The sequence below is a fragment of the Microvirga aerilata genome, assembly GCF_016743775.1.
GTDB classification, from domain to species: domain Bacteria; phylum Pseudomonadota; class Alphaproteobacteria; order Rhizobiales; family Beijerinckiaceae; genus Microvirga; species Microvirga aerilata.
On record NZ_JAEQMY010000015.1, the window covers coordinates 75436 to 95032 of the forward strand.

Here is a 19597-nt window from a genome sequence, read left to right on the forward strand (position 1 = left end):
TTCGGCACAGGGGATCCGGTTTGCCGAAAATTGCCGCGCATAAAGAAGGAGAGACGATCCCGCGCAAGGGGAAACGGCTCTAGTCCTGCATGAGCTTGAGGAGCAGGGTCGCGAGCTGCCCGGCCTCCTTCTCGGTGAGCTTCGCCGCGATGAAGCGGTTGATGGCGGCGCTGTAGACGCCCCACATGCGCCATTGCAGCGCCCTGCCCTCCTGTGTGATCTCGACCAGCTGGCGTCTCTTGTCGCCCGGATAGGGAATGCGGCGCACGAGCCCCTCGGCCTCCATGCGGTCGAGGAGCCTGGAGAGATTGTACTGCTCGAACAGCACCGCCTCCTCGATCTCCCGCGGCGTCAGGCGTCCCTCGGGACCGCGCTTGAGCTCGAGCAGCACGTCGTACCAGTGGAGGGTGGGAAAGCCGGCGCTCTTGAGCTCCGCCTCGATGCGCCCCACCAGCGCCCGCTGAGTGCGGATCAGGCGGCCCCAGGCCTTGATCACCGCGGCAGATGGTTCTTGCATTCCGGCAAACCCTTCCTGTTTTTGATGCAATTGCATTGAAATTGACAAATCCATGCATCTGCATCAAATCTATATGCACTTGCATGGAGATTTGCAATGACACACGCTCATCCGACCAATTCAGACTATGCCGCCCTGCTCCTTCGGGTGTCGCTCGGCCTCATGTACATCGCCCACAGCCTCATCCTGAAGTGGATGACCTTCACGCTTGCCGGCACCGCGCAGTACTTCGAATCGCTGGGCCTGCCCGGCGCCCTCGCCTATGCGACCTTCTGGGCCGAGCTCGTCGGCGGCGTCCTGCTGGTTCTGGGCATCCAGAGCCGCTGGGTCGCTCTCGCGCTCCTGCCGGTTCTCGTCGGGGCCGCCTGGGTTCACATCGGCAACGGCTGGGTGTTCTCGGCGCAAGGCGGCGGCTGGGAATATCCCCTTTACCTGATCGTGCTCTCCGTTGCACAAGCCCTGTTGGGCGACGGGGCCTATGCCCTGAAGCCATCCCGTTCGCTCACGCTGTCTCCCGCAGCCGTGACGCTCAAGACCGCAGCCTAACCCCCCTCTCAGGAGAAAACCCATGAAGCTCTACTACTATCCTGGCGCCTGCTCGCTTGCCCCCCATATCGTTGCCCGCGAGGCCGGCGTCGCCTTCACCCTCGAGAAGGTCGATCTCGCCAACCGCACCACGGAAACCGGCGCAAGCTTCACGGCCATCAATCCCAAGGGCTATGTTCCGGCCCTTGGCCTGCAGGACGGCTCGGTGCTCACGGAGGCCAGCGCCATCGTCCAGTATCTGGCGGACAGCCAGCCCGGAACGGACCTGGCGCCCGCCCACGGCACGATCGAGCGCTACCGCCTGCTGGAATGGCTCGGCTTCATCAGCACTGAGATCCACAAGGGCTTCGGCCCCCTGTGGAACCCGGCCACCCCGGACGCCGTGAAGGCCGCCGCCAAGGAGCGCCTCGCCAGCCGCTTCGCCTATCTCGACGAGAAGCTCGGCCAGCACCCGTTCCTGACGGGCTCCAAGTTCACGGTCGCCGACGCCTATCTCTTCACGGTGGTGAACTGGACCAACTTCCACGGCATCGACATCTCGTCCTTCCCGAACCTGCAGGCCTTCCAGGCCCGGGTCGCCTCCCGCCCAAGCGTGCAGCAGGCGCTCGAGGCTGAGGGATTGGTGAAGAAGGCGGCCTAAGCTTTCATCCGAGCCATCTCGGATAACGAAAAAGCCCCGGAGTTTCCTCCGGGGCTTCTTCATTTCCAGGACTGCGTGCGAGGACTTAGAAGTCCATGCCGCCCATGCCGCCCATGCCGCCGCCCGGCATCGCCGGAGCGGACTCGCGCTTGGGAGCGTCGGCAACCATGGCCTCGGTCGTCACGAGCAGGCCGGCAACCGAAGCCGCGTCCTGCAGAGCCGTGCGGACCACCTTTGCCGGATCGACGATACCGGCCTGGAGCATGTCCACGAACTCTTCGGTCTGAGCGTTGAAGCCGAAGGTGTCCGACGAGGTGTTGTCGTTGATCTTGCCGACCACGATGGAGCCCTCGACGCCGGCGTTCTCGGCGATCTGGCGGATCGGAGCCTCAAGCGCGCGCAGCACGATCTTGATGCCGGCCTGCACGTCCGGGTTCTCGGTCTTGAGCTTCGCAACGGCGCCCTTGGCGCGCAGCAGAGCCGTGCCGCCGCCGGGGACGATGCCTTCTTCCACCGCAGCGCGGGTGGCGTTCAGGGCGTCGTCAACGCGGTCCTTCTTCTCCTTGACCTCGATCTCGGTCGCGCCGCCGACGCGGATCACCGCGACGCCGCCTGCGAGCTTGGCAAGGCGCTCCTGGAGCTTCTCACGGTCGTAGTCCGAGGTGGTCTCCTCGATCTGCGCCTTGATCTGCGAAACGCGAGCCTCGATGTCGGCCTTCTGGCCGGCGCCGTCGATGATCGTGGTGTTCTCCTTCTCGATGCGAACGCGCTTGGCGCGGCCGAGCATCGGGAGAGCAACGGTCTCGAGCTTGATGCCGAGGTCTTCGGAGATCGTCTGACCGGCGGTCAGGACGGCGATGTCCTCGAGCATGGCCTTGCGGCGGTCGCCGAAGCCCGGAGCCTTCACGGCGGCGATCTTCAGGCCGCCACGGAGCTTGTTCACCACGAGGGTAGCGAGAGCCTCGCCTTCCACGTCCTCGGCGATGATCAGCAGCGGCTTGCCGGTCTGAACGACAGCCTCGAGGATCGGCAGCATGGGCTGGAGCGAGGAGAGCTTCTTCTCGTGGATGAGGATGTAGGGATCCTCGAGCTCGGCAACCATCTTCTCCGCGTTGGTGATGAAGTACGGGGAGAGGTAGCCGCGGTCGAACTGCATGCCCTCGACCACGTCGAGCTCGGTCTCGGCGGTCTTGGCTTCCTCGACGGTGATGACACCCTCGTTGCCGACCTTCTGCATGGCATGGGCGATCATCTCGCCGATGTCCTTGTCGCCGTTGGCGGAAATCGTGCCGACCTGGGCAACCTCGTCGGAGGACTTCACCTTCTTGGCGCGGGACTGGATGTCCTTCACGGCCTCGGCGGTGGCAAGATCGATGCCGCGCTTGAGGTCCATGGGGTTCATGCCGGCGGCCACGGCCTTGGCGCCCTCGCGGACGATAGCCTGGGCCAGAACCGTCGCGGTGGTGGTGCCGTCACCGGCGATGTCGTTGGTCTTCGAGGCCACTTCGCGCACCATCTGGGCGCCCATGTTCTCGAACTTGTCGGCGAGCTCGATCTCCTTGGCGACGGTGACGCCGTCCTTGGTGATGCGCGGAGCGCCGAAGCTCTTCTCGATCACCACGTTGCGGCCCTTGGGACCCAGCGTCACCTTCACGGCGTCGGCGAGAATGTCCACGCCGCGCAGCATCTTGTCGCGAGCGTCGGAAGAAAACTTAACGTCTTTGGCAGCCATGGGCTTAGCCTCCAGTTAAATTGAAAAATCTGTGATGGGTTCGCGGGCCTGATTAGCCGACGATGCCCATGATGTCGGATTCCTTCATGATCAGGAGGTCCTGACCGTCGATCCGCACCTCGGTGCCGGACCACTTGCCGAACAGAACGCGGTCGCCGGCCTTCACATCGAGGGCAGCCACCTTGCCGCTCTCGTCACGGGCGCCAGGGCCGACGGCGATAACTTCGCCCTCTTGCGGCTTTTCCTTGGCGGTGTCCGGGATGATGATGCCGCCGGCCGTCTTCTCTTCGGCTTCGATGCGGCGGACGACGACACGGTCGTGCAGCGGACGGAACTTCATGGAACTTCCCCTTTGACTGTTGGCGCGGCCCCCAATGGCCGCACCCTGGTCTCTCGGCTGTTAGCACTGTTCGTTGACGAGTGCTAACGCTGGCCGCGAGATAGGCATATGCAATCGGGGAGTCAAGCCGTCTGATCCGTATTGATCCGGGAACGGGGGATCTTGACGGCTCATAAGGGGGGTTCATGATCGTTTCATGACCGACCTGGAAGCCATCGGCAAAACCTGCTTTGCCCTCCATGCCCGCATGACGGCCCGGATCCTGAGCCGCGCCTATGAGGCCGCCTTGCGGCCCGTCGGCCTCAAGCTGCCCCAATTCGGGATCCTCGGCGCCATCGGCCATGGCGCCGCCATTTCGGAGACGGCCCTGGCCGAGAAGCTGGGGTTGGAGCGGACCACCCTGGTGCGCAACCTGAAGGTTCTCACCCAGAACGGCTGGATCGAGCCCGTCGCGGCCGGGGGGCGCGGCCTGCGGCACCGGCTGACCCCCTCAGGGCAAGCCATCCTGGAGGCGGCCATTCCGCTCTGGCAGCAGGCGCAGGGCGACCTGGAGGCCAAGCTCATGGACACCAAGCCGGACGAGGCCCGCCTCGCCATGCGGGCCCTGCGCAAGGCGGCCTATACCCGCTGAGAGTTTGGCCGCAACACCATGATGCCTTTCGTCCTTTGTGGGGACGCACCTGCCCGGCGGCCACCAGATTCGGGAAGGGAACCCATAGCCACAGCGCCTGATCGTGGATCCCCTTCCCTCGCTCCGCTTGGCCTTAGGATGACAGCGGAGCGCTGACCGTGGGGCTCTTACCCCGGTGTCATTCCCGGCCGGAGCGTCAGCGGAGGGGAAGGGAATCCACCCGCACGCGTACGGCCTTGGATCCTCCTCCCGGCCATACGCCGCCAGGGATGGCACCCTCGTCCCCGCCCCTGCCCGCAAGAAGGAGAAAGACGGCACCGCTCCTTCATCGGCTGGAGCCTGGAGAGCATTGACTGCGCACCGTGGGAGCGTAGTGTGTATCTGCACAGAAGGAGGCGACGATGGTCGAGCGGGTTCATGGAATCGTGTCACGGGACGTTCTGACGGCCGAGCCGGGGCTCGCCTTCCTGCGCGGCATGCTGGAGGGCCGCCATCCGGCTCCGCCCTTCTCGCTTTCGACCAACGTCTACATGGTGCTGGCGGAGGAAGGCCGGGTGGTCTTCGAGGGCGAGCCGACGGAGAGCTTCTTCAATCCCCTCGGCACCATCCATGGCGGCTGGACCTCGGCCATTCTCGACAGCGCCATGGCCTGCGCGGTCCACACCACCCTGGCGGCGGGCCAAGGCTACACCACCGTGGAGATGAAGCTCAACTTCGTCCGCCCGATCCTGCCGAACCGGGGCAAGGTGACCTGCGAGGGCACTCTCATCCATCGCGGAGGAACGCTCGCCACCTCCGAGGGCAAGCTCTTCGACGGCCAGGGCAAGCTCCTGGCCCACGGCACCGAGACCTGCATGATCTTCGGTGCCGCCGCCAGCAAGGCCGCTTGAGGCCTGCAATCCTTAACGCTTGGAGGTCTTAACGCTTGGAGGTCAGCATGGCGGCGCCGACGATCAGGAGGCCGCCGCCAAGGGTCGCCCAGGTCGGGATCTCGCTGAACACCCCATAGCCGATCAGCACCGCCCAGATCAGGGCGGTGTATTCGAGCGGCGCCAGCCGCGCCGCCTCGGCCTTGGCATAGGCGGTCACCATGAGCATGTGGCCCATGAAGCCCAGCAGGCCCATGAGCATGAACCAGGCCATGTGCGCGAGATCGAGAGGCTGCCAGACGAAGACGGCGAAGGGCGCCACGAGAACGGCCGGGCCGACATTCTGGAACACCACGATGTGGAGGAACTTGTCGCGCAGCGCCCGCTGGCGCAGCAGCACAAGGCTGAGCGCATAGGTGACGGCCGAAGTCAGCGCCGCCGCGACCCCTGTCCAGGAGCGCGCCGCATCCGCCTCCGCGGTCTGGCCCAGGACGACGATGAGCGTTCCGGCGAAACCGATGACGATGGCGCCGATGATCCTCGCGTCGACCCTCTCCTTCAGCATGAGAAGCCCGAACAGGGCGATGAACATGGGCGAGAGGAACGACAGCACCAGCGTTTCGGCCAAGGCCAGTTGGCCCAGGGCATAGAAGAAGCTGACCGCGGTCACCACGGCGATCACGGACCGGATCGCGTTGGCCACCACCGTCTCGCGGCTGGGCCAGCCGGGCCGCATCACGGACACCACGCCGGCCACGATGAGGCTCCCGCAGGCGAAGCGCAGGAAGGCAACCTGGAAGATGGGGTAGAAGGCAGCCATCCCTTTGATGACCGCATCCATGATGGACAGGACCGCGATGCCGGAAGCAGCCCGCAGGGCGGGACCGAATTGCATGATCTCACAACGATATGAATGGCCGCATCCGGGATGGACGCCGCCCGAGCCGCAACGCTCTTACAGCACTTTTCCGAAGGGTTCACCCACCCTTTCGGCCTGTCGACAGGAAAGCGCTCCTTTAGGGCCTGTTTAAATTCAGCGAGCTTGGCGGAAACAAATGCTCCGCTTGCCGTTAGTTCAGCAAAACACACACAGGATGCTTCGATGCGCGCTTGGATCCCTTGCTCAGCAATGCTTTTGGCCGCCCTTCTCCCGGCTGCCGCCTCGGCACAGCCGATGGCCAGGAACGGCGGCTTCTACGGCAACACCTATATCTCCCCGAGCTACGATTACCCCTACGCCCAGGCGGAAGACGGCTACGACGAGGACTACCCGCTCGTCACCCGTCCGGCCCCCCGCACCCGCGCCAGCCGGGCGGAGCGCCTGGCGGGCTATCCCGACGACGTGCGCTCCACCGGCAGCGTGACGGCGTCCCTGCCCCAGGACTACGGGAACGGCACCGGCTACGACAACAGCATCGACTATGCGATCGCGCCGCAGTTCCAGCGCCAGCTCGTGTCCTATCAGGGCAGGGAGCGGCCCGGCACCATCGTCGTCGATACGGGCAACAAGTTCCTGTATCTCGTGCAGGGCGACGGCCGCGCCATCCGCTATGGCATCGGCGTCGGCCGCGAAGGCTTCGAATGGAGCGGACGCCAGACCGTGTCCATGAAGCGGGAATGGCCGTCCTGGCGTCCGCCGGCCGACATGCTGCGCCGCCGTCCCGACCTTCCGCGCTTCATGGAAGGCGGACCGGACAACCCCCTCGGCGCCCGCGCCCTTTATCTCGGCTCCTCGCTCTACCGCATCCACGGCACCAACGAGCCGCACACCATCGGCCAGGCCGTCTCCTCGGGCTGCATCCGCATGCTCAACGACGATGTGGTCGACCTCTACAACCGCGTGAAGGTCGGAGCGACCGTGATCGTGATCTGATCCGTCACCGTCACCCATGTCTCACGATGGCCGGGCTCGCCCCGGCCATTCGCGTTTGAAGGCGGCGAGCCATCGAAGTGAAAACGCCCGCCACCAGGCGGGCGTGCTCTGAATCTTTGGTGTGGGCTCAGGCCCAGTCGCCCTGGTCTCCGCCATCGCCGCCGAAGTCGGAGAAGTCGTCCTGCCCGCCCTGCCGGCTGGCATCCTGGTAGAGCGAGTCCGTGATGCCGGCATTGCCCGCATCGGCTGCCTGGTCGCCGCCGCCGGAATCGGCCAAGGCCGACTTGTCGCCGGCGGCATCGTTGTTCCCGTCGAAGGCGCTGGTGAGGGCGTTGGCGATCATCATGCCGCCCGCGACGCCGGCTGCCGTCGAGAGCGCGGTCCCGAGAAACCCGCTGCCGCCGCCGCGCTGCATCATGCCGCCTCCGCCCCACGGACCACCGGGCGCGCCGCCCATCATGCCGCCCTGCGGCGAACCGTAATGGGGCTGGGAGGGATGGTGCTGATGGGGGCTGCCCCAGGGCGAGGCCTGGCGGGCGGGAGGCGCATTATAGGCAGGCTCGGGCGGGCGTGAGCCGCCGCCGAAGATGCTGGACAGGAAGCCGCCCGCCTGCGGCCGGCGGCTGGCCTGATCGAGTTCCGACCGCAGGCGCTCGTTCTCCGCCTGGAGATTGGCCAGAGCCTGCTCCTGAACGTAGACCGCCTGGGCCATGGCGTAGGGCGCATAGGGCTGCTGGCGCAGCTTGTCGGCGATAAAGCGCTCGGTCTCCGGATCGCGCGGCTGATGCGCCACCTGCTCGAGACGTCGGAAGATATCGCTGATGATCTGACGTTCCTGATCGTTCATGGCAAGCCTCCTTCGGCAAAGGGTCGTTGGAAGCTGATGTAAGCATGGCCCTTCGGTTTGTTAGGGGGCCGCAAGGCCAAGTTTGCGCATATTGCGCAGGGCCTGCGGGGCGATGCCTTCGAGGGCCGAGAGCTCGCGCCATTCGGCGCCATGCACCTCCCTCAAGTCGGGCCGGAGCTCGATGCCTGCCCCTGCCCTTACCACATAGCGGATATCGTGATGCCAGTGCTCCGGCTCATCCCGCGCCGGTCGCGCCGGAATGCGGTGGCTGTCGATGTCGACGGGCAGGCCGGACACCCCATGCCATGGATCGATCGCGAGCCCCTGCACCCCGGTTTCCTCCACGGCCTCCCGCAAGGCTGAGCCTGCGAGATCCCCCGGCGGCTCGTAATGCCCGCCCGGCTGCAGCCAGCGCGCGAGGGAGCGGTGGTGGATGAGCAGGATCCTGCGCCCTTCCGCATCGAGGATAAAGGCCGATGTGGTGACGTGGCCGGGAAAGGTGCGGCGGGAATGGATGTCGTCTCCTGCCGCGATCTGGCTGCGCAGGAGAGCATGCCTGTCATCGGGCACGTCGAAGGCCCGGGCATGAGCGTCCAGGATCGCGCCCACATGCGCGCGGAAGGCCGAAGGGTCGAAGCTCATGGAGGCGGCGCCCTAGCCTTCCATCACCTTCGCGAAGGCGTCCTTGTAGTCGGGATGCCAGCGCGACAGGGGCGGACGGTTCTCGATGATGTCCTCCGCCGCCCAGCGGATGCGCTTCTCGTCCATCTCCCGCGTCGTCTCGTTGTCGGGGCACAGCACGTAGAAGTCGCCTCGCGCCAGCGCCGGCAGCAGGAAATCGACCACCTGCTCCGGCGCCCAGGCACCGGCCGGCTTCTCGGTGACGCCCCGTGCCTTGGTAAAGCCCGTGAACACGAAGCCCGGGATGAGGAGGTGCGCCGTCACTTGGGCCTCGGGCGTGTTGCGCAGCTCATGCGCCAGCGCCTCGGTCAGCACCTTCACGCCGGCCTTGGAGACGTTGTAGGCCGTATCGCCCGGCGGGGTGGTAATGCCCTGTTTCGAGCCCGTGTTGATGATGGCGCCCGGCGCCTTCCGGCCGATCATGGCCGGCGCGAAAACCTGCACCCCGTTGATCACGCCCCAGAGATTGGTGTCGAGAATGCTGCGCCAGCGCTGCGGATCGCCTAAAAGAGTCCCGCCGCCCTCGGTGCCGGCATTGTTCATCAGGAGAGAGACTTCGCCGAAGGCGGCATAGACCTTGTCCCTGAGGGCTTCGACATCCTCGCGCCGGCTCACATCGGTTGCCACCGCGAGCACGTTCTCCCGCTGACCCGCGGCACGCGCCACCTCGTCTGCGCTCTGCTGCAGGGCATCGCCCGCAAGATCCGCAAGGCAGACCTTCATCCCGAGTTCCGCGAACCGCCTGGCGGCGGCCAAGCCGATGCCGCTCGCGGCTCCGGTGACGACGGCGACGCGGTCGCGGGCGATTGCAGGGTGCTGGGCCATCGCTGGGAGTCCTTGGTTCTGCTGTGAAGCGCTTGCGATTCGACAATAGGCCCAACGTGGCGCGCGGCGGTTCGTTCGCCAAGGCCGTCGGCGGAGGGGAAGGGAATCCACCCGGAACCGCTGCGCTATGGATCCTCTTCCCTCGCCTGCGGCTCGCCGGGGATGACAGCGGAGCGCTGACCGTGGTGCTCTCACCCCGGTGTCATTCCCGGCCGGAGCGCAGCGAAGGGGAAGGGAATCCATCGCTCCACGCATCCGAATGCATCCCCTTCCCGGTCCTCAAGGACCTCCGGGGACGACACCCCACGGCATGGCGCTCCCGGCTTGCGCAAGAAAAAAGCCCCGCATCGCTGCGGGGCTGTGGAGGTAACCGCGTTACTCGCCGTCCGAGGACTTCAAAGGCCGGACATTCGTTTCGAGCTCGTCCTCGTCGAACAGGGACGGATCGTCCTCCTGCGCGTCGAGGCGGGTCTTCTTGCGCAAGGCGATGTACTTCTTCTGGATCTTGACGCGGCTTTCGCGGGCGATCTCCAGGGCGCCCTGGATGAGGGAGCGCTCCGCCTTCTCGTTCTGCAGCTCTTCCGTAAGGCGGCGGTTGGCGGCCTCGAGGGTGCTGCGCTCCTGCTCGAAGCGCTTGGTGAGCTGGTCGATGCGCTCGGAGAGGCTTGCCACCTTGTTGTCGGAGCTTTCGATCTGGAAGTCCTTGGCCGCGATGGCCTTGCCCAGCATCTCCACCCGCTCCTGCAGCTCGATGCGCGAGCGCTGGAGTTCGTTGACCATGGCCACCTGCCGCTCGACCTCCTGCTGGGTTGCCTCCAGGCGGCGGTCGAGGGTGTTCTTCTCGATGGTGGTTTCCTTGAGGCTGCGCTCGACCCCGCGCAGGGCCTCGTTCTTGTCGCGCAGCTGATCGCGGGTATGCGCCAGGATCTTGTCCGTGGCGGACAGGCGCGAGTTGAGCCCCTCGATCTTCATGTCCAGGGAAGACAAATCGGTCTGGTGCGCCGAGCGCTCGGAATCGATCTGCGTTTCCAGGCGCTGGCGCAGCACCTGCTCGGCCATGAGCTTGGTTTCGAGCTCGGAGGCGCGCTGGCGCGTGGCCTCGAGCTGCGTTTCCACCTCCCCGTAGCGGTTGGTGAGGCTGGAAAGGCGGTAGTTCTGCTCCTCCGCCACCTTCTGCAGGCGCTTGACCTCGTGATCGAGCAGGCCGTTGCGCTCGCGGGTTTCGATGAGCTCCCGCTCGGCGCGGGCCACCGTCTGGTCGGCTTCCTGCGCTTCGAGGCGCAGGGCCTGGTTCTCTTCCGTGATGTTGCGGGCGCGTTCGGTCTCGATGGGGAGCTGGTTTTCAAGGTCGGCGACGATCGCCTCCTTGTCCTTCACGTTGAGGCGCAGGTCCTCGATGAAGCTGTCCTGCTCGCGGACCTTGGCCTCGGCCTTGCGGAGCTGGGACACGGCGGCGTTCAGGTCGTCCACGGTTCGGGCATGAAGGCTCCCGAGATCGCCGAGCTCCCGGCGCAGGCCCGTTGCGGTCTCCGTCTCCTGCTTGAGCACGGCCTCGGTTTCGAGGAGCCGCGACTGGAGCTGCGGGTAGCTGCGGATGAGGTCGCTCACCGGCTCGCTCAAGAGGGCGAAATCCTCCTTGAGGCTGCGGATCTCCTCCAGGCGGTCGATCATGTTGGCGAAGCGGACGCGGATCAGCTCGTTCTTCTGGCCCACGGAATCGAGGGTGCCGTTCGGGCGGACGACGATGGTTTCGCCCCTCTCGGGCGGAGCCGCGGGTGCGGCAGAATTTTCTGCGGGCTCGCTGCCCTCGAACAAGGAGCCCGTGACAGCGTCGTCCTGCTTCTTGCCGAAACGGTTTCTGAAAGACGTCCAACCCGAAGACATGGTGCCGCCCCTTGCGCCCCTAGAAATTCACACTTTCCTTACCTTTTAGCGCAGAGCCGAAGGGGATAGAAACAAAATTTCGTTGCGTAAGAGTGTAGCAGGCCTACTCTGCCGCGATGGTTAACGGCCCGGAGACGCGGCTCTGAAGGCCTGCCGCCTCGAGCGCCTCCGGCATGGGTCCGCCCGTCGCCCAGTCGAGAAGCTCGACCGTATGGACGATGGGGATCCCGGTGCCCTTCCCGATCTGGGTCATGCAGCCGATATTGCCGGTGGCGATGAGGTCGGGCTTGGTGCGCTCGATATTGGCGACCTTGCGGGCGCGGAGCTGGGCGGCGATCTCCGGCTGGAGCAGGTTGTAGGTGCCCGCCGAGCCGCAGCAGATATGGCCTTCCGGCACGTCCTTCACGGTAAAGCCCGCCTGCTTCAGAAGCGTCTTCGGCTCCGTCCGGATGGCCTGCCCGTGCTGCATGGAGCAGGCGGAGTGATAGGCCACCACCAGATCCGTCTCGCGCACCGGCTCCATGAGGGTCAGGGACGTGACGTATTCGGTCACGTCCTTGGCGATGGCCGACACGCGGGCGGCCTTCTCGGCATAATCCGGGTCCTCCCGGAACATGAAGCCGTAATCCTTGATCGTCGTGCCGCAGCCGGACGCCGTGATGACGATGGCGTCCAGTCCTTCGCCGTCCATCTCGGCGATCCAGGCATCGATGTTGCGCTTGGCGAATCCATGGGCCTCGTCGTCGCGGCCCATGTGGTGGACGAGCGCCCCGCAGCACCCCTCCCCCTTCGGCTGGACCACGTCGACGCCGTGGCGGTTGAGGAGGCGGATGGCGGCCTCGTTGAAGCCGGGCTTCAGCACCGGCTGGGCGCAGCCGGACAGGATGGCCACCCGGCCCCGGCGCTCCCCATGGCCCTGGAACGTGCCGGGTTGATCGAACGGCGAGCGGGCCGGAACCTGCGCGGGCGCCAGCTCGATCATCGCCTGCAGGCGATTGCCGAGGAGCGGCAGGGCGCCGATCAGGCCCTTGAAGGGCTTTGCCAGCAGCGCCGCGCCGATCGCGAAGCGGAAGCGGTTCGGATAGGGCAGCACGCTGGCCAGAACGGAGCGCAGGAGCCGGTCGTGCCAGGGCCGCGTGTAGGTGGCCTCGATATAGGCGCGGGCGTGGTCGACCAGGTGCATGTAATGCACGCCCGACGGGCAGGTGGTCATGCAGGACAGGCAGGACAGGCAGCGGTCGATGTGCTTGACCACCTCGGGCGAGGCGGGCTTTCCGCTCTCCAGCATGTCCTTCATCAGGTAGATGCGCCCGCGCGGCGAGTCGAGCTCGTCGCCGAGCAGCAGGTAGGTCGGGCAGGTGGCCGTGCAGAAGCCGCAATGAACGCAGGTGCGGAGGATCTTCTCCGACGCCGCCATGGCGGGATCTCTCAGCTGATCGGGCGTGAAATTGGTTTGCATGACGGATTAAAAATACTTTTCTGCCAACAGATGGCTTTCAGATTACGGCAATTTCGCGCGGTTCCAAGGGCCTTGCCCGTCAAACCCCCGCATACATGCGTCCCGGGTTGAGAATCCCGGCCGGATCGAAGGATGCCTTGATGCCGCGCGACAGCGCCATCAGCGCCTCCGGCTGCGGCTCGAACACGTCGAGGGTGGAGCGGATCTCGGCCGGCGCGCGCACCAGGGTTGCATGGCCGCCGAAGGCTTTGGTCGCCTCGCGCAGGACGGATGCGCCCGCATCGCCGTCCGCAGGCGTCGAGATCCACAGGAGACCGCCGCCCCAATCGTAGAACCACTGCGCGTCGAGCGCCCCCGCAACCTGCGCTGCAAACTCGGGCCCCTTGGTCGGCGCGGTCGAGACCCGCCAGATCGCCCGATCCCCGTGGTCGGGAAGCAGCGAGGCATCGCGCACCGACTGCCAGAGCGCCTCGGCCCCGTTGCCTTCGAGAAGATCCATGAACCGGAAACGCTTCAGAAGGCGGCGCAGCTCGTTCATGCGGTAATCTACCGAGACCCTGAATCCTTCGAGCCGGATCAGCGTGCTCCCGCCCCGCCGGTCGCGGTCGGGAATATGGGCGGCGCCCGTCACGTCGAAGGGCGAGCCGAGGGCTATGGACAGGGCCTCGATGGCCTGCCGGTCGTCGAGGCCGCGGATCACCAGGGTCGCCATGCGCTCCTGCTTGGGCAGAACCTTGAAGGTGACCTCGGTGAGAAACCCCAGCGTGCCCCAGGAGCCCGCCATGAGCTTCACGAGGTCGAGGCCGGTGACGTTCTTCATCACGCGTCCGCCGGACTTTACCGCCTCGCCGCGCCCGTTCACGAAGCGCACGCCGATGAGGCTGTCGCGGGCGGCGCCCGCCATGATCCGGCGCGGGCCGGAGATGTTCATGGCCGCCACCGCCCCGATGGTGGGCTCTCCCTTGCTGCCGAGGAGCCAGCGGTAGTCCATGGGCTCGAAGGGCAGCTCCTGCCCTTTCGCGGCCAGAACCCGCATGACCTCCAGAACCGGCGTGCCGCTGCGGGCGGAGATCACCAGTTCGGCCGGCTCGTAGAGGGTGACGCCGGTCAGGGCCGTGGACGAGATCGTGGCGTCGGTCTGGTTGGGACGGCCCATCGACGCCTTCGTGCCGTTTCCGGCAAGGTTCAGAAGCGTGCCGTTCTCGGCGGCCTCGCGGATGATCGCCGATGCGTCCTGCTCGTCGCGGGGGGTATGAACGGTCACGCGACGAGCCTTCCTTCGAGGGGGAACACCTTTGCCGGGTTGAGAAGCCAGCCCGGATCGAACACCCCGCGCACGCGCATCTGCTGTTCCAGGTCCACCGCGTTGAACTGGCAGGTCATCAGGTCGCGCTTCTCGATGCCCACGCCGTGCTCGCCGGTGAGGCAGCCGCCGACCTCCACGCAGAGCCTGAGAATGTCCTCGCCGGCCTTCTCGGCCTTCTCCATCTCGCCCGGCTGGTTGGTGTTGAACATGACCAGCGGATGCAGGTTGCCGTCGCCCGCATGGAACACGTTGGCGACGCCGAGCCCGTAGGACTTCACGATCTCGTCGATGCGCCGGAGCACGTACGGCAGCTGGCCCGTCGGGATGGTGCCGTCCATGCAGATGTAGTCGGCGACGCGCCCCGTGGCCCCGAAGGCCGACTTGCGGCCCTTCCAGATCGCCGCGCTCTCGGCCTCCGACTGCGACACCTTCATGGTCTTCGGCCGGAACGGCTCGGCAATCGCGACGATGCGGCGGAGCATGTCTTCGATCTCCTGGTCCGAGCCTTCCACCTCGACGATCAGCATGGCCTCCACGTCGAGCGGGTAGCCCGCATGCGCAAAGGCCTCGCAGATCTGGATCGCGGGCTTGTCCATGTATTCGAGCGCCACCGGGATGATGCCCGCCCCGATGATCGCCGCCACGCAGGCGCCCGCATCCTCCGCCTTCTCGAACCCGAACAGGGCGGGACGCGCGCCTTCCGCCGCGCGAAGGATCCGCACCACGGCTTCCGTGACCACGCCGAGCTGCCCCTCCGAGCCGCAGACGAGGCCCAGCAGGTCGTAGCCCGCGCTGTCCAGATGCTCGCCGCCGATCTCCACCACCGTGCCGTCGAGGAGCACCACCGTCACCCCCAGGAGGTTGTTGGTGGTCACCCCGTATTTCAGGCAATGCGCCCCGCCGGAATTCATGGCGATGTTGCCCGCGATGGTGCAGGCGAGCTGGCTCGACGGATCGGGGGCGTAGAAGAAGCCCTCATGCGCCACCGCCTGGCTGATGCCCAGATTGGTGATGCCCGACTGGACCCGGGCCGTGCGGCCTTCGAAATCCACGTCGATCACCCGGTTCATCTTGGCGACGCCGAGCACGATGGCGTCCTCCTGCGGGATCGCTCCGCCGCACAGGGAGGTTCCGGCGCCGCGCGGCACGATCCTGACCCCGTGCTCGCGGCAGAACCGCATGACGGCGGAAACCTCGTCCGTGGTGGACGGCAGCACGACCGCGAGCGGGATCCGGCGATAGGAGGTCAGGCCATCCGTCTCGAAAGCGCGGCGCTCGTCCTCGGACACGATCAGGGCCTCGGACGCGACAAGGCGCCCCAGCCCCTCGATGATCTCCCTCCGGCGCGCCAGAACCGCTTCGTCCGGTTTTGGAAATGCAATGGTCATGGCACCCTTCCTTGGAATCGTTGGCTGCGCTCACGGTATGGCTACCTTAACAATAAGGCAGCTTTCCCTGCGGGCGTTTTCCAATAATGTAGAATCTCTCTAAGATCGGACGGTTGTCCAGCAAAGGAGTTTTTGATGCGTTCCTTCGTCCTTTCCGCCGCCCTGCTCCTGGCCGGTTTCGGCCAAGCCCAGGCTCAGGACGCGGCAGCCGGCGAAAAAGTGTTTGCGCAATGCCGGGCCTGCCACCAGGTTGGCGAGAATGCGAAGAACGCCGTCGGCCCTGTGCTGAACGGCCTGTTCGGCCGCCCCGCCGGATCGGTGGAAGGCTACACCTACTCCCCGGCCAACAAGAATTCCGGCCTCACCTGGGACGAGGCAACCTTCCGGGATTACATCAAGAACCCGCGCGCCAAGATCCCCGGCACCAAGATGGTCTATGCGGGCCTCAAGGACGAGCAGCGGATCAACGATCTCGTCGCCTATCTGAAGCAGTTCAACGCGCAAGGGCAGAAGGCCACCCAATGAGCGCCGTGCAATTCCAGGATCGTCCGGCAAAACCCCGGGTGGGCCTGTTCGTCACCTGCCTCGTCGACCTGATGCGTCCTTCCGTGGGCTTTGCGGCTGTGAAGCTCCTGGAGGACGCCGGCTGCACCGTCGAGGCCCCCGTCCAGACCTGCTGCGGCCAGCCCGCCTACAACTCGGGCGACCGGGGCACCACCCGCGATCTGGCGATGCAGGTGATCGAGGCCTTCCAGGGCTTCGACTACGTGGTCGCGCCCTCCGGCTCCTGCGCCGGGATGATCAAGGCGCACTACCCGGAGCTCTTCGAGGAGGATCCGAACTGGCGCGCTAAGGCCGACGCCCTGGCGGCCAAGACCCACGAGCTGACGAGCTTCCTGGTCGACGTGCTGGGCGTCACGCGGGTCGAGGCGTCCTTCGACGGGGCCGTGACCTACCACGATTCCTGCTCGGGGCTCAGGGAGCTCAAGGTCAAGGCCCAGCCGCGCAAGCTCCTTGCCAGCGTGGAAGGCCTGACCCTGGTCGAGATGAAGGACAGCGACGTGTGCTGCGGCTTCGGCGGCACCTTTGCGGTCAAGTACAGCGACATCTCCGGCGCCATCGTCGACGCCAAGGCCAGAAACGTCGAGGAGGCCCATGCGCCGACCCTGCTCGCGGGCGATCTCGGCTGCCTCATGAACATGGCCGGCAAGCTCAGCCGCGACGGAAAGCCCGTTCAGGTTCGCCACGTGGCCGAGGTTCTGGCCGGGATGACGGACGAGCCGCCGATCGGCGCCGGCAAGCAACCGCGGGGCCCATGACGGATCACGGCCACATGGCAGCCCGCCTCTTCCGGATGGACGAGCAGACCTGGGAGCGCCACGCGAGCCCGTGGAGCGTGTGGACGCGGGTGGCCTCCCTGCCGCTTCTGCTTGCGGCCATCTGGAGCCATGCATGGCTCGGCCTTTGGGCGCTCGCGCCCGTCGCCCTCGTGATCCTGTGGCTGTGGCTCAATCCGCGCCTGTTTCCCGCGCCCGCCCGCACCGACACCTGGAGCGCCAGGGCCACCTTCGGCGAGCGCGTCTGGCTCAACCGCAAGGCCGTGCCGATCCCGGATCACCACGCGCGGGCGGCGAACATCTTGACCGCCGTGTCCGCCGCGGGCTTTGTCGTCGCACTTGTCGGGGCGCTGCTGAACGATTGGCTCCCCACCGTGGCCGGCGGTCTCATTGCCTGGTTCGCCAAGATGTGGTTTTGCGACCGCATGGTCTGGCTCTATGACGAGATGAAGAACACGCATCCGCCCTATGCCCGATGGCTGCGGGCCGGACAGAAAGAGGTCCGATGACCGTTCACTCCACCTCCCCTCAGTTCAAGCAGAATGCCGCGCAGGCGCTGAACGACAGCCAGCTCCAGAAAGCGCTCGGCAACGTGAAGCAGGGCTTCATCGACAAGCGCCAGATGGCGGCCGACAAGCTGCCCGAGTTCGAGGCGCTGCGGGACTCCGCGCGCGACATCAAGAACCACACGCTCCAGCACCTCGACCTCTACCTCGAATCCTACGAGGCGAAGGTGAAGGCCTCCGGCGGGCACGTGCACTTCGCCCGCGACGCGCAGGAGGCCCGCGACATCATCCTGAGCATCTGCCGCGAGGTGGACGCCAAGACGGTGACGAAAGGCAAGTCCATGATCTCGGAAGAGATCGGGATCAACCACCATCTCGAGGAAAACGGCATCACGCCCGTCGAGACGGATCTGGGCGAGTACATCATCCAGCTCCGCAACGAGCTGCCGAGCCACATCATCGCGCCCGCCGTCCACCTCAACGCCACCCAGGTGGAGGAGGATTTCCGGCGCGTTCACACCCATCTCGACGCCAAGCGCGACCTCTCCGAGCCCGTGCAGCTTCTGACGGAAGCGCGCGCCGTGCTGCGCGAGCGCTTCCTCGCGGCGGATGTGGGCATCACGGGCGCCAACTTCCTGGTGGCCGAGACCGGCACCTCGATCATCGTCACCAACGAGGGCAACGGCGATCTGACCCAGATCCTGCCCAAGACCCACATCGTGCTCGCCTCCATCGAGAAGCTCGTGCCGACGCTGGAAGACGTGAGCCAGCTCCTGCGCGTGCTCGCCCGCTCGGCCACGGGCCAGGAGCTGTCGGTCTACACCACCTTCTCCACCGGCCCCCGCCGCAGCCAGGATGCGGACGGGCCGGACAACTACCACGTGGTCATTCTCGACAACGGCCGTTCCTCCATGCTCGGCACGGCCTTCGAGGAGATGCTGCGCTGCATCCGCTGCGGCGCCTGCATGAACCATTGCCCGGTCTATCACGCGGTCGGCGGGCACGCCTACGGCTGGGTCTATCCCGGCCCCATGGGCGCCGTGCTCACCCCGTCCCTGATCGGCGTCGACAAGGCGGGCCACCTGCCCAACGCCTCCACCTTCTGCGGCCGCTGCGAGAGCGTGTGCCCGGTGCGCATTCCGCTGCCCAAGCTCATGCGCCACTGGCGCGAGCGGGAGTTCGAGCGCCACCTGACGCCTGCCACCGTGCGCTCGGGCCTCCAGCTCTGGGGCTTCTTCGCCAAGCGGCCGGCCCTGTACCGGACGGCCACGCGCATCGCCATGGGAGCCCTGGCGCTCGCAGGCCGCCAGCGCGGACGCTTCAGTTGGCTGCCGATGGCGAAGGGCTGGACCAAGTATCGCGACTTCCCGGCCCCGCAGGGCGAGACGTTCCAGCAGCGCTGGAAGCGCGAGCGCAAAGGACAGGCCGCATGAGCGCCCGCGACGACGTCTTCGCCAATATCCGCCGGTCCCTCGGCGTCAACGGCAAGGAGACCATCCGCAAGCAGATGGTGGCGGATCGCCTGGAGCGTTCGCCCAGGGGCGTGATCCCCCAGCGCGGGCAGGTGTCCGGCGAGGAGCGGCTCGCCCTGTTCAAGACCATGGTCGAGGTGTCGCTCGCCACGGTGACGGAGGTCGCCTCCCCGGCGGAGGTGCCGCAATCCATCGCGCTCTTCCTGCGCAACCACAACCTGCCCGCGACGCTTCGCATGGGCGACGACCCGCGCCTCGGCGCCATGCCCTGGTCCGAGACGACGCTCGATATCGCCCATGGGCCGAGCGAGGGCCGCGACCTCAACGCGGTGAGCCACGCCTTCGGGGCAATCGCCGAATCCGGCACGCTGGCGATGGTGTCGGGGCACGAGAACCCCTCGACGCTCAACTTCCTGCCCGACAACCACATCATCGTGGTCTCGGCGAAAGACATCGCGAGCGACTATGAATCGGTCTGGAACCGGGTGCGCTTCGCCTTCGGCAAGGGCTCGATGCCCCGCACGGTGAACTGGATCACCGGTCCCTCCCGCTCCGGCGACATCGAGCAGACCCTGCTGCTCGGCGCCCACGGGCCGCGGCGGCTGCATGTGGTGGTGGTGCGGGAGTAGAGGCAAAGTTCAACAGGCTCCAGCCGGCCTTTCCGGCCGAGGGCATAAGCAGGCCGGTCAGACGTCCCCACCAAAAGTCCGCTCGATCAAGAGAGCCACGGATGCTTGCCTCCCC

21 protein-coding genes are annotated in these 19597 nt (G+C 66.3%); 10 read left to right on the top strand and 11 right to left on the bottom strand.

The genetic code is table 11. The features are described from left to right. Positions 1 to 79 precede the first annotated feature (79 nt). Entirely contained in the window at positions 80 to 517 is a 438-nt protein-coding gene (locus tag JKG68_RS12780; protein WP_202059941.1) for a MarR family winged helix-turn-helix transcriptional regulator, read from the bottom strand. 96 nt (positions 518 to 613) lie between these two features. On the opposite strand from JKG68_RS12780, the gene JKG68_RS12785 reads away from it, so the two are divergent. Then, a complete protein-coding gene (locus tag JKG68_RS12785) occupies positions 614 to 1063 on the top strand; it encodes a DoxX family protein (RefSeq protein WP_202059943.1) in 450 nt (149 codons plus the stop codon). Between the two features lie 22 nt (positions 1064 to 1085). Further along, on the top strand, positions 1086 to 1703 hold the full coding sequence (gstA, locus tag JKG68_RS12790; protein WP_202059945.1) for a glutathione transferase GstA: 618 nt from the start codon (positions 1086 to 1088) through the stop codon (positions 1701 to 1703). Between the two features lie 85 nt (positions 1704 to 1788). On the opposite strand, the gene groL is transcribed toward gstA, so the two are convergent. Both groL and groES read right to left on the bottom strand, forming a co-directional pair. Then, complete coding sequence (groL, locus tag JKG68_RS12795) at positions 1789 to 3435, bottom strand: chaperonin GroEL (protein ID WP_202059948.1); 1647 nt, start codon at positions 3433 to 3435, stop codon at positions 1789 to 1791. 52 nt (positions 3436 to 3487) lie between these two features. Next, a complete protein-coding gene (groES, locus tag JKG68_RS12800) occupies positions 3488 to 3775 on the bottom strand; it encodes a co-chaperone GroES (protein WP_173946442.1) in 288 nt (95 codons plus the stop codon). A gap of 196 nt (positions 3776 to 3971) precedes the next feature. On the opposite strand from groES, the gene JKG68_RS12805 reads away from it, so the two are divergent. Together JKG68_RS12805 and JKG68_RS12810 are read left to right on the top strand one after the other, a co-directional pair. Next, the gene (locus tag JKG68_RS12805) at positions 3972 to 4406 is read left to right on the top strand and encodes a MarR family winged helix-turn-helix transcriptional regulator (RefSeq protein ID WP_202059950.1); all 435 of its coding nucleotides are present in this window, start codon (positions 3972 to 3974) and stop codon (positions 4404 to 4406) included. A gap of 401 nt (positions 4407 to 4807) precedes the next feature. Further along, positions 4808 to 5296 (top strand): PaaI family thioesterase, encoded by a 489-nt coding sequence (locus JKG68_RS12810; protein WP_202059952.1) that lies wholly within the window; start codon positions 4808 to 4810, stop codon positions 5294 to 5296. Between the two features lie 28 nt (positions 5297 to 5324). Here JKG68_RS12810 and JKG68_RS12815 read toward each other — a convergent pair whose 3' ends face one another. After that, positions 5325 to 6170 (bottom strand): DMT family transporter, encoded by an 846-nt coding sequence (locus tag JKG68_RS12815; protein ID WP_202059954.1) that lies wholly within the window; start codon positions 6168 to 6170, stop codon positions 5325 to 5327. Positions 6171 to 6377: 207 nt separating this feature from the next. Here JKG68_RS12815 and JKG68_RS12820 point away from each other — a divergent pair, with 207 nt between their 5' ends. Next, on the top strand, positions 6378 to 7148 hold the full coding sequence (locus tag JKG68_RS12820) for a L,D-transpeptidase (RefSeq protein WP_246515383.1): 771 nt from the start codon (positions 6378 to 6380) through the stop codon (positions 7146 to 7148). Positions 7149 to 7275: 127 nt separating this feature from the next. Here JKG68_RS12820 and JKG68_RS12825 read toward each other — a convergent pair whose 3' ends face one another. The 7 genes from JKG68_RS12825 to JKG68_RS12855 all read right to left on the bottom strand — a co-directional run bounded on the left by JKG68_RS12825 (position 7276) and on the right by JKG68_RS12855 (position 15538). Next, complete coding sequence (locus JKG68_RS12825; protein ID WP_202059956.1) at positions 7276 to 7995, bottom strand: DUF2076 domain-containing protein; 720 nt, start codon at positions 7993 to 7995, stop codon at positions 7276 to 7278. 60 nt (positions 7996 to 8055) lie between these two features. Continuing rightward, positions 8056 to 8637 carry an NUDIX hydrolase gene (locus tag JKG68_RS12830; protein WP_202059958.1) on the bottom strand — a complete coding sequence of 194 codons (582 nt, stop codon included), beginning with the start codon at positions 8635 to 8637 and terminating at the stop codon, positions 8056 to 8058. 12 nt (positions 8638 to 8649) lie between these two features. Continuing rightward, positions 8650 to 9501, bottom strand: coding sequence for an SDR family NAD(P)-dependent oxidoreductase (locus tag JKG68_RS12835; RefSeq protein ID WP_202059960.1), 852 nt, complete (start codon positions 9499 to 9501; stop codon positions 8650 to 8652). Positions 9502 to 9876: 375 nt separating this feature from the next. Then, positions 9877 to 11385, bottom strand: a complete 1509-nt coding sequence (locus tag JKG68_RS12840) for a chromosome partitioning protein ParA (protein ID WP_202059962.1) — start codon at positions 11383 to 11385, stop codon at positions 9877 to 9879. A 103-nt stretch (positions 11386 to 11488) separates the two neighbouring features. Beyond that, complete coding sequence (glcF, locus tag JKG68_RS12845; RefSeq protein ID WP_202059964.1) at positions 11489 to 12844, bottom strand: glycolate oxidase subunit GlcF; 1356 nt, start codon at positions 12842 to 12844, stop codon at positions 11489 to 11491. A gap of 79 nt (positions 12845 to 12923) precedes the next feature. Further along, positions 12924 to 14108 (bottom strand): glycolate oxidase subunit GlcE, encoded by a 1185-nt coding sequence (gene glcE, locus JKG68_RS12850; protein ID WP_202059966.1) that lies wholly within the window; start codon positions 14106 to 14108, stop codon positions 12924 to 12926. Beyond that, positions 14105 to 15538 (bottom strand): FAD-linked oxidase C-terminal domain-containing protein, encoded by a 1434-nt coding sequence (locus JKG68_RS12855; RefSeq protein ID WP_202059968.1) that lies wholly within the window; start codon positions 15536 to 15538, stop codon positions 14105 to 14107. Before JKG68_RS12855 ends, glcE begins: the two co-directional genes overlap by 4 nt. Before the next feature lie 135 nt (positions 15539 to 15673). Here JKG68_RS12855 and JKG68_RS12860 point away from each other — a divergent pair, with 135 nt between their 5' ends. The 5 genes from JKG68_RS12860 to JKG68_RS12880 are packed head-to-tail and all read left to right on the top strand — an operon-like array spanning position 15674 to position 19482. Further along, positions 15674 to 16063, top strand: a complete 390-nt coding sequence (locus JKG68_RS12860; RefSeq protein ID WP_202059970.1) for a c-type cytochrome — start codon at positions 15674 to 15676, stop codon at positions 16061 to 16063. After that, the gene (locus JKG68_RS12865; protein WP_202059972.1) at positions 16060 to 16857 is read left to right on the top strand and encodes a (Fe-S)-binding protein; all 798 of its coding nucleotides are present in this window, start codon (positions 16060 to 16062) and stop codon (positions 16855 to 16857) included. Before JKG68_RS12860 ends, JKG68_RS12865 begins: the two co-directional genes overlap by 4 nt. Positions 16858 to 16871: 14 nt before the next feature. Continuing rightward, the gene (locus JKG68_RS12870; RefSeq protein ID WP_202059974.1) at positions 16872 to 17384 is read left to right on the top strand and encodes a DUF6653 family protein; all 513 of its coding nucleotides are present in this window, start codon (positions 16872 to 16874) and stop codon (positions 17382 to 17384) included. Then, complete coding sequence (locus JKG68_RS12875; RefSeq protein ID WP_202059976.1) at positions 17381 to 18814, top strand: LutB/LldF family L-lactate oxidation iron-sulfur protein; 1434 nt, start codon at positions 17381 to 17383, stop codon at positions 18812 to 18814. Before JKG68_RS12870 ends, JKG68_RS12875 begins: the two co-directional genes overlap by 4 nt. Then, entirely contained in the window at positions 18811 to 19482 is a 672-nt protein-coding gene (locus JKG68_RS12880) for a LutC/YkgG family protein (RefSeq protein WP_202059978.1), read from the top strand. The genes JKG68_RS12875 and JKG68_RS12880 overlap by 4 nt, the downstream gene beginning before the upstream one ends. Positions 19483 to 19597 lie beyond the last annotated feature (115 nt).

What these genes read in the sequence shown, in the direction of transcription:
- JKG68_RS12825 (WP_202059956.1), bottom strand. Translation starts at nt 7,995, where the DNA reads ATGAACGATCAGGAACGTCAGATCATCAGCGATATCTTCCGACGTCTC.
- JKG68_RS12785 (WP_202059943.1), top strand. Translation starts at nt 614, where the DNA reads ATGACACACGCTCATCCGACCAATTCAGACTATGCCGCCCTGCTCCTT.
- groL (WP_202059948.1), bottom strand. Translation starts at nt 3,435, where the DNA reads ATGGCTGCCAAAGACGTTAAGTTTTCTTCCGACGCTCGCGACAAGATG.
- JKG68_RS12780 (WP_202059941.1), bottom strand. Translation starts at nt 517, where the DNA reads ATGCAAGAACCATCTGCCGCGGTGATCAAGGCCTGGGGCCGCCTGATC.
- JKG68_RS12805 (WP_202059950.1), top strand. Translation starts at nt 3,972, where the DNA reads ATGACCGACCTGGAAGCCATCGGCAAAACCTGCTTTGCCCTCCATGCC.
- JKG68_RS12810 (WP_202059952.1), top strand. Translation starts at nt 4,808, where the DNA reads ATGGTCGAGCGGGTTCATGGAATCGTGTCACGGGACGTTCTGACGGCC.
- glcF (WP_202059964.1), bottom strand. Translation starts at nt 12,844, where the DNA reads ATGCAAACCAATTTCACGCCCGATCAGCTGAGAGATCCCGCCATGGCG.
- JKG68_RS12820 (WP_246515383.1), top strand. Translation starts at nt 6,378, where the DNA reads ATGCGCGCTTGGATCCCTTGCTCAGCAATGCTTTTGGCCGCCCTTCTC.
- JKG68_RS12880 (WP_202059978.1), top strand. Translation starts at nt 18,811, where the DNA reads ATGAGCGCCCGCGACGACGTCTTCGCCAATATCCGCCGGTCCCTCGGC.
- JKG68_RS12840 (WP_202059962.1), bottom strand. Translation starts at nt 11,385, where the DNA reads ATGTCTTCGGGTTGGACGTCTTTCAGAAACCGTTTCGGCAAGAAGCAG.
- gstA (WP_202059945.1), top strand. Translation starts at nt 1,086, where the DNA reads ATGAAGCTCTACTACTATCCTGGCGCCTGCTCGCTTGCCCCCCATATC.
- JKG68_RS12870 (WP_202059974.1), top strand. Translation starts at nt 16,872, where the DNA reads ATGGCAGCCCGCCTCTTCCGGATGGACGAGCAGACCTGGGAGCGCCAC.
- JKG68_RS12855 (WP_202059968.1), bottom strand. Translation starts at nt 15,538, where the DNA reads ATGACCATTGCATTTCCAAAACCGGACGAAGCGGTTCTGGCGCGCCGG.
- groES (WP_173946442.1), bottom strand. Translation starts at nt 3,775, where the DNA reads ATGAAGTTCCGTCCGCTGCACGACCGTGTCGTCGTCCGCCGCATCGAA.
- JKG68_RS12860 (WP_202059970.1), top strand. Translation starts at nt 15,674, where the DNA reads ATGCGTTCCTTCGTCCTTTCCGCCGCCCTGCTCCTGGCCGGTTTCGGC.
- JKG68_RS12865 (WP_202059972.1), top strand. Translation starts at nt 16,060, where the DNA reads ATGAGCGCCGTGCAATTCCAGGATCGTCCGGCAAAACCCCGGGTGGGC.
- JKG68_RS12835 (WP_202059960.1), bottom strand. Translation starts at nt 9,501, where the DNA reads ATGGCCCAGCACCCTGCAATCGCCCGCGACCGCGTCGCCGTCGTCACC.
- JKG68_RS12830 (WP_202059958.1), bottom strand. Translation starts at nt 8,637, where the DNA reads ATGAGCTTCGACCCTTCGGCCTTCCGCGCGCATGTGGGCGCGATCCTG.
- JKG68_RS12815 (WP_202059954.1), bottom strand. Translation starts at nt 6,170, where the DNA reads ATGCAATTCGGTCCCGCCCTGCGGGCTGCTTCCGGCATCGCGGTCCTG.
- JKG68_RS12875 (WP_202059976.1), top strand. Translation starts at nt 17,381, where the DNA reads ATGACCGTTCACTCCACCTCCCCTCAGTTCAAGCAGAATGCCGCGCAG.